The 17,233-nt window shown below is 50.6% G+C and carries 11 protein-coding genes; 4 read left to right on the forward strand and 7 right to left on the reverse strand.

Features of this window, described 5'->3' with window-relative positions; genetic code table 11:
• Nucleotides 1–124 precede the first annotated feature (124 nt).
• Nucleotides 125–4,966 carry a RecQ family ATP-dependent DNA helicase gene (locus BN5935_RS08995; protein ID WP_064975814.1) on the reverse strand — a complete coding sequence of 1,614 codons (4,842 nt, stop codon included), beginning with the start codon at nt 4,964–4,966 and terminating at the stop codon, nt 125–127.
• A gap of 151 nt (nt 4,967–5,117) precedes the next feature.
• On the opposite strand from BN5935_RS08995, the gene BN5935_RS09000 reads away from it, so the two are divergent.
• Genes BN5935_RS09000 through hxsC form a run of 4 tightly spaced genes read left to right on the forward strand, consistent with a single transcriptional unit; the run spans nt 5,118 to nt 8,605 of the window.
• On the forward strand, nt 5,118–5,960 hold the full coding sequence (locus tag BN5935_RS09000; protein WP_064976901.1) for a peptidoglycan-binding domain-containing protein: 843 nt from the start codon (nt 5,118–5,120) through the stop codon (nt 5,958–5,960).
• Nucleotides 5,947–6,291, forward strand: coding sequence for a His-Xaa-Ser system protein HxsD (hxsD, locus tag BN5935_RS09005; protein WP_064975815.1), 345 nt, complete (start codon nt 5,947–5,949; stop codon nt 6,289–6,291). Before BN5935_RS09000 ends, hxsD begins: the two co-directional genes overlap by 14 nt.
• A gap of 2 nt (nt 6,292–6,293) precedes the next feature.
• A complete protein-coding gene (gene hxsB / locus BN5935_RS09010) occupies nt 6,294–7,703 on the forward strand; it encodes a His-Xaa-Ser system radical SAM maturase HxsB (protein ID WP_064975816.1) in 1,410 nt (469 codons plus the stop codon).
• Nucleotides 7,703–8,605, forward strand: a complete 903-nt coding sequence (hxsC, locus tag BN5935_RS09015; protein ID WP_064975817.1) for a His-Xaa-Ser system radical SAM maturase HxsC — start codon at nt 7,703–7,705, stop codon at nt 8,603–8,605. Before hxsB ends, hxsC begins: the two co-directional genes overlap by 1 nt.
• Before the next feature lie 321 nt (nt 8,606–8,926).
• Here the strand turns inward: hxsC and BN5935_RS14885 are convergent, their stop codons facing one another.
• From BN5935_RS14885 to BN5935_RS09045, 6 genes are all read right to left on the reverse strand, one after another.
• On the reverse strand, nt 8,927–9,145 hold the full coding sequence (locus BN5935_RS14885; protein WP_082944084.1) for a hypothetical protein: 219 nt from the start codon (nt 9,143–9,145) through the stop codon (nt 8,927–8,929).
• Nucleotides 9,130–9,540: a plasmid mobilization protein gene (locus BN5935_RS09020; RefSeq protein ID WP_064975818.1), complete on the reverse strand. Its 411-nt coding sequence runs from the start codon at nt 9,538–9,540 to the stop codon at nt 9,130–9,132. The genes BN5935_RS14885 and BN5935_RS09020 overlap by 16 nt, the downstream gene beginning before the upstream one ends.
• A gap of 995 nt (nt 9,541–10,535) precedes the next feature.
• The gene (locus tag BN5935_RS09030) at nt 10,536–12,476 is read right to left on the reverse strand and encodes a sialate O-acetylesterase (protein WP_064975819.1); all 1,941 of its coding nucleotides are present in this window, start codon (nt 12,474–12,476) and stop codon (nt 10,536–10,538) included.
• Nucleotides 12,477–12,487: 11 nt separating this feature from the next.
• Nucleotides 12,488–14,569, reverse strand: coding sequence for a hypothetical protein (locus BN5935_RS09035; RefSeq protein WP_064975820.1), 2,082 nt, complete (start codon nt 14,567–14,569; stop codon nt 12,488–12,490).
• An 80-nt stretch (nt 14,570–14,649) separates the two neighbouring features.
• On the reverse strand, nt 14,650–15,348 hold the full coding sequence (locus tag BN5935_RS09040) for a DUF3823 domain-containing protein (protein WP_064975821.1): 699 nt from the start codon (nt 15,346–15,348) through the stop codon (nt 14,650–14,652).
• Nucleotides 15,349–15,383: 35 nt separating this feature from the next.
• A complete protein-coding gene (locus BN5935_RS09045; protein WP_064975822.1) occupies nt 15,384–17,231 on the reverse strand; it encodes a RagB/SusD family nutrient uptake outer membrane protein in 1,848 nt (615 codons plus the stop codon).
• Nucleotides 17,232–17,233: the final 2 nt, after the last annotated feature.

A 17,233-nucleotide genomic window follows, 5' to 3' on the forward strand; every position in this document is an offset into this window, starting at 1 on the left:
TCTTACCACAAGCAAATAAAAAGTTCAAATCAAATTTTTCGGGAATATTTATCGAAGGGGGGGGCTCTTTTGGGCAATGGTTTATTTTCAGTTTCGGCCACTAAAATACCGCATTTTTGTACAATCATTCACTTATTTTCTTCCTCTCAAAGAAGAGTTCGGGCAATATGATCTTTATCTCTTTTGCAGCTTTCTCGCTCTGCCAATAGACAATGAAATTTACCATTGCACGTTTTAATTCGTAGCCTTGTCTGTGCAGCCTTTCATAATGTTCTGACATGAAATTTCGAGAAAATTTCAACACGGATTGTCCGTTTCCATCCAAGCATTCGTCTCCCCTGACATACAAAGTATCACCGCTTCTGAGTCGAGCGATCTGCGGCTGTCGATCAATGAAATAATCCAGCCATATATTACGGTGAGTCAAGTGTATTGCCAATTCTTCCGGCGGCAGATAGTCATTTATATCTTCAATATGCTCGACATCTTCTGAGGATAGGCCGTCGAGGAAATCAGAATTCAGGTGAATTGTCAGTTCCCGTCGTGCCCTTGTCATGGCAACATACAGTTGTCGGGTTCTTTCGTCAGAAGACAAATTGAAGTTGTTCAGCATCAAAAAAACATGATCGAACTCTTTGCCTTTTACCTTGTGGATCGTCGAAACGAATATTGTCTCTCCGCTTTCACCAAAGAAATCATTCAGTTTAGACTCTCTGATAAAAAGCTCCAAATCGGACTTGTATCTTCTTTTAGGATTAATCGTTTCAAAATCCCGAATTAAGTTTAAACAACTTTCTATGTTACTACTGTTTTGAAATACGGACTGCAACTCCCTCTTCGCCTGATCCCATACATCATCGTCAATCAGGAAAATATCTTCCACTGAATGCAACCGAGAAAGAAAAAAATTGATTTCATCAAGTTTCAACAAGCAGAATTCGCTGTTATTCTGAATCAACCGTGCCGGCATCCCGTTTTTAAGCAGAAGCCCTGACACCTGCAAAGCCTCGTCATTCGTATGTGTAAGCACACAAACGCTTCCGCGAAGTTCGGTGGATAGAATATCTTTCACCAACGGCTCAATAAGATTTTCACTCTTATAACGAACCACTTTAATTTTTCCGTTATCAGTCTGTTTGGCGATAATCGAATTTTCTTTCAGTCGATGACGAATGCGTGTAACGAATTGATTCGTAAAATCGACGAGATTGCTTTTGCTACGAAAATTCTCAACCAGTTCGTATTTCGTGGCTCCGTATTCCCGAATAAGCCTTTTGAAATATTGGGCGCTCGCATGCCGGAATTCATAGATACTTTGGTCATCATCCCCGACTGCAATAATCCGCATATCGTCGTTATGCTTTATAAGAGCCTCAATCAGCGAGAACTCGTCTTCATTCATGTCCTGCGCTTCGTCGATGACCAATACATTTTTTGTAATGCGACTCAATTCCACATCCCCTTTTCCGATGCGTTCGACGGCACATTTCAAAACATTGTCTACTTTTTCCAGACTGCCGATCTGCCCCAGCAGATCGAAGCAATAGGAATGGAAGGTCTTTATCTCGATGAAATTGGCGGCGTTGCCGATCAGTTTGAGCAACCGTTTCTTGAATTCGGTGGCCGCTGCCCGTGAAAAAGTAAGCATAAGCAACTGCTCGTGCTTGACATCCTCCATGAGCATCAGGGATGCCAATTTATGTACCAAAACCCGGGTCTTACCGCTTCCGGGGCCGGCTGCAACTACGATATATTTCGATTCCTGATCCCGAATAATTTGTAATTGCGCGGGAGAGAGTTCGCCGAAAAGTTGCCTGTATTTGGCAGGAGTGATATTCCGTTTTATCTCAGATTGCCGACTGCCTTTGAAATACAAATTGAGAAACGATGCATAATTCAATGCGAAATAATCGTCCACAAATTTAAGCGCATCCTCCGAACCGGCAATCATCTTTTGGGCATATTCCCCGACGATATGAATTTGCTGAATTTTGTTTTCATAGAACCGCAGGAGCTTCTGGTAATCTTCGAGTTTGTAGCGTTTCTTGTTGTCTTTTTCAAGCCGTTCGATCGTCAGTCTGTTGTAGACGACCAAGAAGCCGCCCTCGATTTTGAGCGCTTCGATTCGGGAAAGATAGAATAACGCGTCTTCGACCTCTTCCAGAGAGATTTTTCGCCCGAAAGCTTCGATCGATCTTTCGAAAGCCTCTTTGAGTTCGAGAACAGAAAATTCTATGAGAGCCTCCTCCTTGTCTGCCCCTGTATTTTCAGTGCTTCTGTCATAAAGAAATCCGACGATGAATTTCGCCAAATCATGGCGCAACTTCATTTTGTCCCGGAAAGTCTCTTTCGGCTGCATCCATGTAATCAGTACTTGATCCTTGGAAAACGCCGGACTTTTACGCTTGATCCAGTTCTTTATCGCCCAAAAATTGAGTATGACTTTTATCTTGTTCAGGGTGATATTTATCTCTTTCAGAGCCGCATCGTGTATCGCAGCCACGGCTTTTTCGTTGATTTCTTTCAGGTAAAAGACTTTCTCCGGATTGTCGAACATGTCGAGCAGGAAACTCTCGATCCAACAAGCCTCCTTTACGATCAGAAGAGACCGATTGCGGGACTCGCTTCTTTTGATGAATGCCGTCAGGTCTTTTGCATCGGCCAAAATCTCCTCTTCACGCATCAGATTCACTGCGCTTATCACCTCTTCTTTCTTAATTCCCAGATGGTCGCTGATATAATCGATCCGCGATTCCGCTACCTCGTCATCGGATTGCTTGCGGCTTCTGCTCGAAAAGAGCTTTTTGATAATCCGCACAGCATATTCCTGCCGTTTCCCGTCGAAACGTGCGGATGCCCGTATTTTCTCAATCGCCTCCTGCGCTGTTTTCGAGCGAATGCTGTTGGCAAAAACTCGCGGCATGTTCTGGCCGCGTTTCAGATAGCCGGCATCTTCCAAGGCCGAGATTGCGGTGGTTACCCGAGTTTCGATTTCCGGAACGCTGTCATCCCACCCCGCTTTGCGTGCAATCTCCAATGCCGAATTCGATACCGTGGAACGGAATCGGGCGAGCTCCTTAATCGCTTTCCAAACCTGCTGAATCTCTTTGAAAGAGAGTTTGGTCTGATTGAGAAGAACAAAGTGTTTATTCAAATCGTCTTCGTTGAACAGGACATAACATTCCGCCTCGATGCGTTCATTACGTCCGGCCCGGCCTGCTTCCTGAATGTAATTTTCCAAAGAGTCGGATATGTCGTAATGAATGACCATACCGACATCCTTTTTATCGACGCCCATTCCGAAAGCCGAAGTCGCGACCATAATCTGAAATTCACCGGCTATAAAGGCATTTTGATTCGCCGTTTTCTCCCGGGTGTCCATCCTGCCATGATAGGCCCGGGCCGGGAATCCGTCCCGGGTCAAACATCTCGCCAACTCCGTCGCCCGATGCGTCCGCGATACATAGACGATCGTCGGGCAACTCTTAGCTTCGAGCAAGCACCTCAAAGTCTGATATTTCTGCGCCGCATCCGTCTGGGCCAATACTTTGAAGTGCAGATTCGTCCGGGAGGCTTTCGAAGCGAACACTTCGAATTCGAGCGAAAGTTTCTCCCGAAAATAACTTCGGATGTCCTCGATGACCTTTTGTTTCGCCGTAGCTGTAAAACAGGAAACGGGAATCGGCTCGGCCATATTCTTCTTTTCTTGAATCGATCGGATAAAATCGCCGATATATAGATAATCGACGCGGAAATCTTGTCCCCACGCAGAAAAACAGTGCGCCTCGTCGATCACGAATCGCACGACATTCCGCCCCAGAATCAACCGTTCGATCGTTCGCGAACGCAGCGATTCGGGAGAAATGTAAAGAATGGATGCCGATCCGTCTTCCACCCGTTCGAATGACTTCGCCCTTTCGATCGGATCGAGCAACCCGTTGATAGTAACAGCATCGGTAATCTCGACTTTTTCCAAGTTATCGACCTGATCTTTCATAAGCGATTGTAACGGCGATATTACGATCGTCAAACCCTTGGCGTTTTCTCCGCTCATCAGGGCCGGGAGTTGAAACGTAATCGACTTTCCGCCGCCGGTCGGAAAAACAGCCAGCAGGGATTTGTTATCCACAGCAGCTCGAACCGCATTCTCCTGCAAAGGTTCGCCGGCATAACATCGGAAAGAATCGAATCCGAACCAGTGTTTCAGTCCTTTATGAATATCCAGTGCGCTATTGCAGTACGGGCAACCTTCGACACAAGGAGTATTGCGCAGCCGGAACATGATGCGCTCGACATGCGGATAATTTTTCAAGACCCAAGGCGGAGTAATGGAATGCGTTTTCCGATGACGCACCAGAGAATCAATCAATGACAGGCAATAAGCCAATTCAATCGGATGTTTTGCGATCATTCCTGCCAAGTCGGCATGTATGCAGATTTCCGCTTCGAATTTCTGACGGATCAAATTTTCGAGATCTTTTTTTTCAGAGGCATAAGAAATAAAACGGAAAAAAGCCTGAAACTCCGGTGTATCCCCCAGCAATCCGAAAAATATCTGTTTAAGAAGATCGTCTTTCCGCTGAAAAGCCGCAATTTCGTCGTGGAATAAATACCGGGCTTTGGCTGAATCGTTCAACGGGTTATTCACCTCGTCCGTTTGCAGTTTGTCGTCTTTCAGGAGTGCATGGTAAGGTTTCGTCGGAAAAAGCAACGGGGAGAGAGGCAAGGTGTCGATGACATCGGCCGGATTTATTCCTGCGTCCTGTAAAGCGCTGCCGATATATTTTATATCATGATTGAGGATATTATGCCCACAAACGAATTGGGTGCCGCTGAGAAACGCTACGAACTCCGAAAAAGATTTTTTGTGGAATTCGCATCCGTCGCTTCTAACACCGCCGATATCGAGTATTTGTCGGCTCTTCGGCTCGATCTCGGTATCGATAAATGCAATCGGGTATTTCATTTTATGAATTTTGTGATATCCTGCCCGTCCTACGAAAAGTAAAAACGCAAGTTTATCCAAATATAGTGAAAATGATTCATTTTACAAGACGTAAACGGCCTATAATAAATAATTTATTGTACATTTGCAGTATAACTACTATTTTTACTCCATGAAATCGCGCCTCAAAAAACTCCTTAAAGGAGTTATTGTTTCGTCCATGGCGACTTTGGCGAACACTTACGGAGCCGAAGCAATGCCGACCTACCAGTTTTCGGACAATCCGTCCGATGATGCCACGGATGAATACGGAGAATCGTCTAAAAACGGAAGCATCAAGATGTTGCTGCATCTGAATTCGGACGATACCTATGCGTTGTCAGGACACCGAAGCCACAGTTCACATCGCAGTCATAGTTCGCACAGATCACACAGTTCTCATCGGTCGGGATCGTCCCATTATTCCCATTATTCGTCCGCTACTACATCCGGAAATACGTCATCCTCCTCCGTATCGCCAGCCAATTATACCCTCGGATCGAGAACCCTCTCAATGAACACCTACGGGGCGGATGTCAAAGCACTGACCGATTTATTGGTTAAGCACAAATATATTGCACGATCGGCTGTCGGTACGAATTATCTAGGTTATGTAGTCTATGATGCGGATGTCAGAAATGCCGTTAGGGCTTTTCAGAAAGATGCGGGTTTGTCGCAGGACGGTATTGCCGGAAATGCCACGATTGCTAAATTGCAAACGTGGGTTCCCAAGGTTTACAATCTGGGAGACCGGGTATTGAAAAAAGAGATGCGGGGCGCAGATGTAACCCAACTGAAAAATATCTTGATCGACAAGGGATTCCTCGAAAAACCGTTTGTCAAGGGTGAAACACTGTTCGACACAGCGATTGAAACGGCGTTGAAGAGATTTCAGGATAGTATCGGTATCGATACGACGGGAAAAGTCGATGCACAAACGTTTTATTTTCTGAAAAAGCAAAATGATCGACATTGAATTGAATCCACAAGGCGACGTTATACTTAACGTCGACAAGTCGATTTACGACGAATCCGTCATCGATAAAGTCCTGTATTGGTGGGCGGGCGATTATGTAATCACCCGGCGAAACACCCCGGGGACGAGCGTACAGACGATTATCGTCTCGGCTTCGAATCCGATCACACAGGAGGCATTCGATAGGATGCGAAAGAAACTGAGCGCAGATTTTGTCGATTATAAAAACAGGGCGCTCATCGCTTCGGAAACCCGAGACCTGCGGAACATTCTTTATGCCAAGGCTTTCGCCAACAGCGACGATTTTGTCGAGTTCGAATTCAAAGATTGACGATGTATTACCTGCTGCCGTTCCGGTTTCATGTTTTCCGCAATCAGGAGTTGCTGACCAATGACCTTGGGGACTACCTGCTGTTGCCCCGTGGCAGCGTACAACGCATCGTCGATCGGAAAGTGCTCCCGGAAGAGGAATTGTACAAGAATCTGACAGCTTCATTCTTTATTTGCGAAAAACCGTTGCCCCGGCTGATTGACACGATGGCGATCCGTTTGGCTACCCGCAAGGCATTTCTCGATCATTTTACTGCGCTGCATATCTTTGTGCTGACACTTCGCTGCAACCAGAACTGTATTTATTGTCAGGCATCCAGTCAGGAAAGTTGCCGGGATGAATATGATATGAGCGAACAGACGCTCCTGCATGCCGTCGATCTGATGTTTCGTTCTCCGTCCCCTTGCCTGACAATGGAGTTTCAGGGAGGCGAGCCTACGTTGGTCCCGCATCTCATCCGCCGGGCCATTGAATATGCCGAAGAGAAGAATCTGACCGAAAACCGCAAACTTACCTATGTAATTTGTACCAATAGCGTCAATCTGACGGACGAATTGCTCAATTTGTGCAGACAATATGGCGCGGTTATCTCGACTTCGCTTGATGGCCCGCTGTACCTGCACAACCACAACCGGGGAAAAACGGACAGCTATCAGCGCGTTGTTGCCGGAATTGCGAAGGCTCGCGAAGAATTGGGCGAAGGCCGGGTTTCCGCATTGATGACGACCTCGGAGTATTCGCTCGGCTTTCCGCGGGAGATTATCGATGCTTATCGGGAAAACGGATTTCACAGTATCTTCATCCGGGCGCTCAATCCTTACGGACTGGCGAAAGACAATGCCGATTGGACTGCTTATTACGATCGCTTCGTTGAGTTTTACAAGCAGGCACTGGATTATATCATCGAACTCAATAAATCGGAAGAGGTGTTCGTCGAAGAGTTTGCGACACTTATTTTGCGCAAAATTCTGACACCTTTTCCGATCGGGTTCGTCGACCTGCAATCTCCGGCAGGAATTATCAACGGTGTAATCGTCTATAACTATGACGGATATGTCTATGCTTCCGACGAATCCCGAATGCTGGCCGAATTCCGGGATTATACATTCCGGTTGGGATCGGTAACGGATCGGTACGAAGATTTGTTCTACGGCCGCAAAGCGCAGGAGATTTCCCGCCTGTGGGCGACAGAGTACATTGCCGGTTGTGCCGATTGCGCTTTTCAGTCGATTTGCGGGGCCGATCCCGTGCGGAACTACTCCACGCAGGGCGATATGTACGGATTCCGGCCGACCTCGACCTTCTGCCGGAAACACAAGGCGATTATCGAACACATCTTCGGCCTGCTGGCGGATCGTAGGGAAGAGGTGCTGCCGATTTTCAAAAGTTGGATCACGGGAACACGGGGATAATGAGAGATACGATCGACATAAATTCCAACGACAACGCGCTGTTCATCACTTCACAGTGCAACAACCGCTGCGTCATGTGCTGCCAGCCGCCTTTGCTGCGAAACGATCTCGACGGCTATTTTCAGAAAAACATGGCTCTGATCGACTCCGCTCCGCGGGAACTGCGTTCGATCGGAATTACGGGAGGCGAACCGACCCTGCTCGGCGACCGGCTGTTCGAGCTGCTTCGCCATATTCGTACGAAACTGCCGGAAACCGAAATTCACCTGCTGACGAACGGACGCGCATTCGCCGACAAAGAGTATGCCCGAAAACTCGCCGAATGCGGCGAGGAAAAGATACTTCTCGGCATTCCACTTCATGCCGATTATGCGGGCGGCCACGATGCTATCACGCAGGTCAAAGGCTCTTTCGAGGAAACAATGCTCGGCTTGTATAACCTCGGACGCTATGATATCGGAATCGAATTGCGGGTAGTCATTACCAAGATGAACTATCTCCGGTTACCGAAGTTGCCGGATTTTATCTACCGCAATCTGCCGTTCGTCGAATTCATATCGCTGATGGGACTGGAATACACGGGATATACGATCAAAAACCGTGAAGCAGTCTGGATCGATCCGATGGATTATCAGGCAGAACTCACGCAGGCGGTTTTGGAGTTGCGGGACTGGCGTATGGACGTTTCAATCTTCAACCTGCCGCGGTGCATTCTCCCAGAAGCGCTATGGCCCTTTGCCCGCAAATCCATATCCGATTGGAAAACCCAATACCTCGATATTTGCCGGAAATGTGTCGAGCAAGCGGAATGTTGCGGATTATTCGCAACCTCTCGAGTGCAAAGTCGAGGAATAAAAGTAATCAAAAACGAATTAAATAAAGACTGTACGAAGTCTATGTGAATAGAACGGTATTGGATATTTCTTTATTACGAGATAAAGAAAACAACTCGTATTTTTGTATCATTAACGACTTCACAAAAATAAAAAATTCCTGCAAAATTCACCAAAAAATCGAATCGGATAATAGACTTTTCGTCGAATTTTCAGAACGGCGTAACGATGCTGTCGGCTTTGTCAATGCGGCGGACTTTTGGCTCGTCCTGGCAGATGTGCGTAGTTTTTTCGGAGACATAGCCCAATTCCTCTCTGATAACCGACATAGGAATGTCTTTGCGACGCGCACGGCTTGCCCACATATGCCGCGCCATGTTGAACGTAAAGTTACGCTCCAGATCTAACTGCCGGAGAGACGGTACAGGTGGTGCAGGTACTCCGCATGAAACTCTCCATGCAGGCATCGACATCCACACGTCCGTATCTGTCGAAGGGCTCCAGCATCTTCTGCCAATAGAGTATCTCGGCTTCATCCCGGTCTACTTTCTCCTTGTTGTAATACAGAGCCCCTCCGGGTGAGGAACCCGACTTTATATTCGCAACCACTCCTTAGCCTGTTTTGCAAGGTTGAGAATCTCGATGCTCAGGGCTTTCAACTCACGCGTCCGCTGCTCCAGCATGGCGATCTGATGCGGGATTGTGATGTTGGAAAAGTGCACATTGACGGCTTTTACAATCTGGTTGTAGTTATTTCCCAGCTTCTGAAACTGGAAATAAAAGTCATTGAGCCGCGCGACGAACTGTACTTTCGAAGGGTCGCGGCGAATGACAATGAACTCCTCGCCAAAGATTCTTTTGACGATAAACCGGCTGCGGTTATGCTCCAATCCGGCCTTACAAAGCATCTCGTTGAAGCGGATATTCTGCTCTTCATTGAGTCGGAAAGAATACTTGTAACTCGGAGTTTTGGGCTGCTGTGTTCTTTTTTGGTTAGTATCCATAGTTTCGGATTAGAAAGGCGTTCGACTCGGGAGAACGCCCCGGCCTCGCAGAGTTCGGAAGTAAACAGATGTAACGATTCGATAATTCGGGTCGTTACATTTTTGTATAGAAGAATAGGTAACGAGAAGGCAACGGTTTATTTTCAGTCAATTGCACGAAAATACCGCATTTCAAATAACCTATCACAAGGTACAAAAAAAAAAATCGAACAGGCAAATTTTGCTTGATTGAGGAAAAAATGGCTAAATCAATAAGCTATTGCAATAGTAGCTTAAAAATTTGAAAAAATTATTTTTTCCAAAAAAACTTTAAATTTTTGGTAGTAAAAGTGCCAGTCAAATCTAAATGTACGGTTTGATGCTTTTGATCAGTTTCCGCTCCTCGGGAGCATCGTGTCTATTTCTCGCTGGAGTCGAAAACACTACTGCCTTGCGGTCACTTGCGGCAACCAGATGTATTTTGGAGGTGCGTCCTCCCTGAGAGATTCAGATAGCCTGTGTCTCAAGTTTTTTTAAACACCTGTGGCATCCGGATACACCTTAATACTGGTGCTGTCCAAAGAGAGTATCCCGGAAGGAAGGTTCTGCACATTTTGCTCATGCAACAAATCGAAAACACGATCCAAGACTTCTGACGTGGCCCTGCGGTTCATATGTGTGTAGACTTCCACGGGCCATAACTTTTTGGACGATTGCACCATTTACAACCGTTCTCGAAAACCTACAAATTACGTTAACTACTTCTAGATTGTTTAAACGTATTTTTCCCACGATGAGGCGGGGCACATAGCAATATTGTGCCTTAGTGATTTTATACCGCTAAATTATAGGGAAATAATGAATTTGATGTTCGCAGAACTTAATCTTGAACATAGAATAATTCGATATTTCTTATCAGCTTTTTTGTCTCTTGGGAGGTATGGCCAATTAATTGTTATTTATAAAGTCTGCGCTCCATCTTTTGGTTATCCGGTGAACTCTCTGAAAGTATCGAATTACCGGGTAATACCGGGCCAATCATCGGTTCGAAAGGGTGATGCCGGCAACCCGGAACAATTCGTCAGATCGTTATCATATGGATTATCCGCCCATCCGTAGCGCACGGCGACCGGTTCCGGGACTTCGTCGCTGAAAACCGCAATTCTGTTTTTGTCAAGAACCCAGGCTTTTGCCCGGACGAATTTCCTGTCGGCTCCGGCAATCGTGAATCCCCGGAGATATCCGTAACGATTGTCGTCCGCAGGCCGTAAACCTCCGTCGGTAGTGCCGAATGTGAGTATGATGCGGTTTCCGTCGCGCTCCATTGATCGATATGTCGGACCTGAAGCTACGATTTTCCTGCCGTAAGCTACTTTCAAAGCACTCCGGCAAAGACGATAGCCCACATCGCGCTTGTTGCGCGGATGAATGTCGTTCGCATCGCCAATGTCAGTAATGACTGCCTGTCCCGTGGCCGGGAGTATCAAGGCGTTGTTTTGCGCTTCGCGCAGTTCCGCCCAGGAACTTTCGGCCGGCTGGTCTTCGATTGCCATGTAACCGGCCAGTTGCACCCATAAAAACGGGAATTCATATCCCCATTTCGTTCGCCAGTCGCGAATCAGATTCGGGAAGAGTTGCCGGTAGCTCCGGGCCCGGGGTACATTGTTTTCGCCTTGATACCAGATAACGCCCCGGATACCGTAGCTGGTTAGGGGATGGATCATGCCGTTGTAGAGCAGTGCGGCGAAATTGTTCGGATGCGTGGCGTCCATCGTGACGCCGTACATCGCTGTCGTTGCCGAAGGTTTGTATTCCCATTCGCCGGTCAGTCCGTAACGTTTGCCGCCGACTTCGAGGTACAGCTCTGCGGCATCGCCCCAGATACCACCTGCCGCTACACGGTCGAACACCCGGATGACTATGAGGTTCTTCCCTGCGCGGAGCACTCCTTCCGGAATTGTGTAGCGGCGGGGTCGGTTGTACCCATTCGTTGTTCCGATCTGCTGTCCGTTGAGATAGGTGACGTCGGCATCGTCCACGGCTGGAAGAGATAACAGGGCTTGTTGCCCGGAAGCTGATTCCGGAAGCGTGATTGTCGTGCGGAACCAGACGTTGCCGTTAATCTCTCCGAGCTCGTCTTCCCATAATTTCGGAACGTACATTTTCGCCCATCCTTTCTGCCGGACCGCGATCTTCGGTTTATACCAATATTCCTTCTCCCCGGGATCGTTCTGCAACGCCTCATCATAGCGTTCCCACCTTTTCAGGCTTTCTCCCATCGCAGCCCTCGTGTTATTTCGGTCAGCGTACTCCCGGTATTGTTCCGTCTTTCGCATCGTCTCCCAACTGGTCCACGGTTCGATGTCCGTTCCGCCCCATGAACTGTTGATAAGACCAATGGGTACGCCAGTTTCCCGTTGGACGAACTTTCCAAAGTAGTAGGCTACGGCAGAAAAGCTCCGAGACGTTTCGGGCGTACATTCCACCCATGCACCGCCTTTCAGGTCCTCCATCTCATCGGGAGAGACGGCTTTTTCGACGGTCAGCAGCCGCAGGTTCGGATTTGCCGATGCAGCGATCTCCTCTTCGCATCCGGTCGTGAGGTCGAGCGGCCATTCCATGTTCGACTGGCCGCTGCAGAGCCATACGTCTCCGAGGAGTATGTTGGTAAAACGGATTTCGCTCCTGCTTCCCCGGATTATCATTTCGTAGGGGCCGCCGTGCGGCATGGCCGGGAGTTCTACCTGCCAGCGACCCATGCGATTCGCACCTGCCGAAACTTGCGTGCCGTTGAACAGAACGCTTACCGATTCGTTCCGGGATGCCCATCCCCATATTCGTATCGGCCGTTCGCGTTGGAGTACCATGTTGTCGCTGAAAAATTTGGGCATACGAATTTCTGCAGTTACGGTTTGCAGGATGGCAATCGTTACCAGTGACAGAAAAAAACGTTTCATAGCTAAAGGGGCTATTGCATTTTTGAGAATCCTTCCGATTTGATGTGCCAGCCAGTCGGGAAACCCGGTGCCGTTCCCGCAGAACCGTCCCACCCTGCAGCCATCATCGCCACAGCCGTCAGTAAGCCTCCGTTCGAAGGGAAGTAGGGGAACGGCCCTCCTGTAGCGAATCCGTGGACGTCGAAACGGAAGTTTTTCGAATCATACAAAAGCATGTCCACGGCCTTGTCAGGTCGTCCACATCGGGCCGCGGCCATTGCCAGCATCGGGAAGTCCCATCCCCATACGCGGTCGAACCGCCATGTGTCGAATATCCGGTCGAGCGTCTTCTCGAAAATCGTACGGTCAACACCCTCTCCGGGGAGCATGCCGTAAATGCCCGCCAGTGTGGGATGTTCGAAATTGTATCGTGTCCACATGTCGGGTATGCCTTCGTAGGTGACATATGTTCCGTCCTGAACGGGCAGCGGAGCAAGCCGCTGCAAAATGTCGTCCCAGTGAGGTTCCCGTTCCTGCCCGAGCCGTTCCCGCCACCGTTGTGCCGTGTTGAGCCCATAACGCCAGTAGGCAAGCTCGAAGGTCGGGTTGCATGTCTCGAAGATCGGGGTGTTCTCCGAGACGGGGCATAAGGGCGGTCCCAGCACATATTCTTCGCGTGCGGTGTCAAGCCGGACGAAATCGGCCATATAATCGGCGGTGGCAAATACTACGTCACTCCACTTTTCAAGTGTTTCCGGGCTCGGGTCCGTTCGATAGCATGTTTCTGCCAAATAGATCGGATGGGGTTGCTGCCAGATGAGTGTGGCATGGATCAGATGCGGCCACTCCACATCCCGGTCGGCCGTGCATTTGGGCCATCGTGCCCCGCGCAGCCCCTGTCGCTCGGCCCGCAGACGGGAGGTGGGGAGGAACTTATGGTAAACACTGAGCGCTTTGGTTGCCGATTCCGGACGATTCCAGAGCAGGAAGTGCAGTTCGTGCCACCAGATCATCTCGAAATGGAACCGTCCGTGCCAACCGTTGTTCACCAGTCCGCTCTCCTGGGGCGGCCATGCTCCTGCTTCGTTTACCCGCATCAGGTATTGAGAAAGTACGATGCGGCGTTCGAGTTCCTGCCAGCGGGGATCTTCGCTCCCGGAGAGGTCGATCGCCGCTCCCGACGACCAGTATTCGCGCCATGCTTCCCGGCTTTGCATGAAGAGTTCCGGGACGGGTGGAGCTTCCGTGACTTCGGGGGCGTATTCGCAGGTTAGGGAGAATCGGCTGCAGTTGCCGGGGCGTAACAAAAACCGGTGCGACCCCGTCTGCGGAGCGTCGAGCCGTGCCGACGGGTCGTTCCAATGTAAAGCGACGTTGTAGGTGACCGAGTCCATTGTTCGCTGGATCAACGCCGTGGTGTCGTTTTGTGCGGTAAGCCGCGACACATGCCGCTCGGGCCGGTCATAGTCCCCGACGTATTCGGTGATGTACCGGTCGTCAGCATAGGGAAAATCCAGAAACAGTTGCAGACGTCCCTGCTTCAGCAGCGGGGAGGCTACCTCTACACCCACGGCATTGCGGTCGGGGTGGCAGGCGGTGCGGACCTCGACGGGATGACCTTCGAGCGAAAAACGGCTGGTTACGATTCCGGTCCAGAGGTCGGTTTCCTGGGAGACATTGCGCAGGTCGCACTCCGCGGCGTCGTTTCCGTCGGCCTTGAGCAGCCGGAATCCCAATCGTCCGAGGTTGAACCGGTGCGGATTCTTTGCCAGCCAATCGGATATTCCGGGCTGTGTTTCATCCGGGAAGTCCATCGGCACGCTGCGTCCGCCGACTTCGACGGGGACACCCTGGTAGTGCTGCCGCCGGGTCGTTTCGTCTTGCGGAAAACTGTGCCAGCCCCAGTCCGAGAGCGTATTGAACGGCACGAAAGTCTGGAGTCCGGTGATATCCATGCCGAATGCGAAGCCTCCGTTGCCGACTTGTGCGGGACTGTGCGGGTCGGTCGCGTGGGTCACGATACGGTGTCGCGCCACGACCGCTTCCCGGTCGATGCGTGAAGTGCAGCCTGTCGATACGGCGAGAAGAAGCAGGCAGAGAAGAGTCGGTTTCATATGCGGTGAAAAACGCGTTGTCCGTGCCTGCCGACTGGAGATGGCAGGCGCGGGCAACGCCGGTAAAACGTCTGGCAGGTCTATTTGACCCGTTCGGCCCCGGGTGTATAGATCTTCGGAGTAACGCCCTGTGTCCCTACGCCGAGCCGGGCGTATAACACAGGGTATTTTTGCAGTTCGGCATCTTCGAGGTTGACTGTGATACTCTGCGTTCCGGTGGTGAGCGATGCGGCATCGATCTTCTTGCGGTAGGTGGCGTCGTCGACGAAACGCGTGTTGTTTATGTAGAGCGCGATACTTTCGATCAACGCGTCGGGTTTGCCGTTGATCAGCGTGAAAGCCCCGCGGTCGATACGGAATGAAACGGTGAGTTTGTCGTTTCCCGTGTTGAACTGTACGTCGCGGATGACATAGTAGGGGGTCACGGGAAAGTCGATGTTCGTGTTGCCGCGCACGTCGAAGTTGAGTTCCGTGCCGCTGTCCACCCACGGTCCCGAGCCGTTCTTGGCGACCAGCCGGTAGGTCCCGTCGAAAAGCATGGCCGAGAACCTGCCGTCCTGATCGACATAGACCGGAATGGGTGCCGTGCCTTCGAATCCGGGTTGGTAGAGTTCCAGCACGTTGTAGTCCTGACCCGTGCCGGTTTGCCGCAATCCCACCGCTTCGTCTTCGTAGACGATGCGGCCGGTCAGCTGGCTTTGGGGCGCTTCATAGTTGTCATAGTCGCACCCCGCGAGGGCGATGGCGCCGAAAGCAAGTATGCAGATTGTCTTTTTCATAGCGTATTGTCCGTATTAAGTTCTTGGGCGAACTGTTATTGGAAAGGATTCTTTTTCAGCAGCGGGTTGGCGGTGATCCAGGAGTCGTCGATGCCGTTGTAGTAGCACATACGGTCGAAATAGAGCGGGTAACGTTTCATATAGCAATCGGTCTTCTCGAAGACCCACTTGCCGTCGATTTCCGGATTGCCCGGTGCGAAGACCTTGTAGGGGAACAGCGAGTAGAGACGTGCGTCGGAGCTGGCATTCCAGATCGTGTGGGCGATGCGGAACCGCTTGGCATCCCACCAGCGGTGATTTTCGAAAGCGAACTCCACCCGGCGTTCACGCTGGATGTCCTCGATAGTCATTGTCTCGAGCTTGCTGATACCGGCCCGGTCGCGCACCTGATTGATGTAATCGAGGGCTTCGCCCGTGTAGCCCAGTTCGAGTGCTGCCTCCGAAGCGATCATCAGCACCTCGGCGTAACGGAAGCGAATGAACCACACATCGCTGCCGCGCGTCCCCTGGTCCATGCTCTCGGAGACATATTTGCGGACATTGAAGCCCGTTTTGTTCATATAGAGGTCGTTGTTGGCCACGGGGCCGTTGATGGCAGTGACGATGCCGCCGTACTGCGCATTGGTTTGTCCGGGGGTGCCGGTGACGGTCCGGAATGCTCCGGAGCTCTTGTCCATAATACCCGCCTGATAGTCGATGCGCGTCGACCGGAACGAGGCTCCCGGGTAGATGACCGTGCCCCACAGGCGCGGGTCCTTGTCCTCGAAGAGATCTTCGGGGTTGTCATAGTAGACGTAATCGCCTCCGTTTCGGAGTTTCAGTGCGCCGTTGCGGTCGTTCACATACTCGAAATCCTCCACGAGGTTCAGCACGGGAAGCACCGTATTCGCATAATCGCCCGTCTTGACCGAGGTGGCGAAATTGTAGGAGGTCCAGGTGTGTGTCTTGCCCGGGTAGATGTAGTCCAACGCCCAGATCACCTCGGGGTTGCTGTCCTTCTTGACGAACAGGTCGTAGAAGTTGAGCGCCTTGTCGCTGTTCTGGCGGTAGAGGCTGTACTTGCCGCCCTTGATAATTTCCTTGGCGGCTTCGTAGGCGATTTTGTAGAACTTCGCCGCCTGCTCCTCGGGGATGCCGACCTCGAGTCCCGAGGTTTTGATAAGGCAGTTGTTGACGATGTTGTAGCGGGCGATTGAACCGGCATAGATGGCGGCCCGGGCTTTCAGCGCCAGCGCTGCCCATTTCGTGGCGCGGGCAGCGTGGATGTTGGACATCGGGTCGACGACGTCGTTTAAGAAGTAATCGGCCACGGCGTTGCATTCGGAGATGATGTAGTCGTAGGTCTCTTCCTCGGTGGCGCGAGCCACATACATCTTCGGGATTTCCGATTGCCCTTCGTATTCATAAACCTTGTCGCCGATGAGCGGCAATCCGCCCAGTCGTTCGCACATGTTGAAATAGAGCCAGGCTCGCAGGAAGCGCACTTCGCCTTCGTAGTGGCGTTTCATGTCGTCGGTCAGCTGACGGTTGCTGTCGGCGGCCTCGGACTGCAGCCCCTCGAGGAAGAGGTTCATCTCGCGCATCAGGCCGTAGTCATACATCCGCCAGTGGTTCTGGAAGAACTGCGCCGTTTCGCTCGGACCGCCCCAGCCGTAGGCTGCTTCGTCGAGTACCGTATACTCGGTGATGTTGCTGAAGCTCTGACCCCATTCCACGCGACCGTAGAGGTTGGCGATGGCGGATTCGATCAGCGCGTTGTCGGAGAATATCTGGTGCTGCGTGAAGACGTTGTCGGCATCCTCGTCGAGAAAATCGTTGCATCCCGTTCCGAAGCCCGTCAGCAGCAGCGCCCCTGCCATATAGATAGTTCGTAAAGCTTTCATAT

This window comes from Alistipes provencensis (assembly GCF_900083545.1).
Taxonomy (GTDB): Bacteria; Bacteroidota; Bacteroidia; order Bacteroidales; family Rikenellaceae; genus Alistipes; species Alistipes provencensis.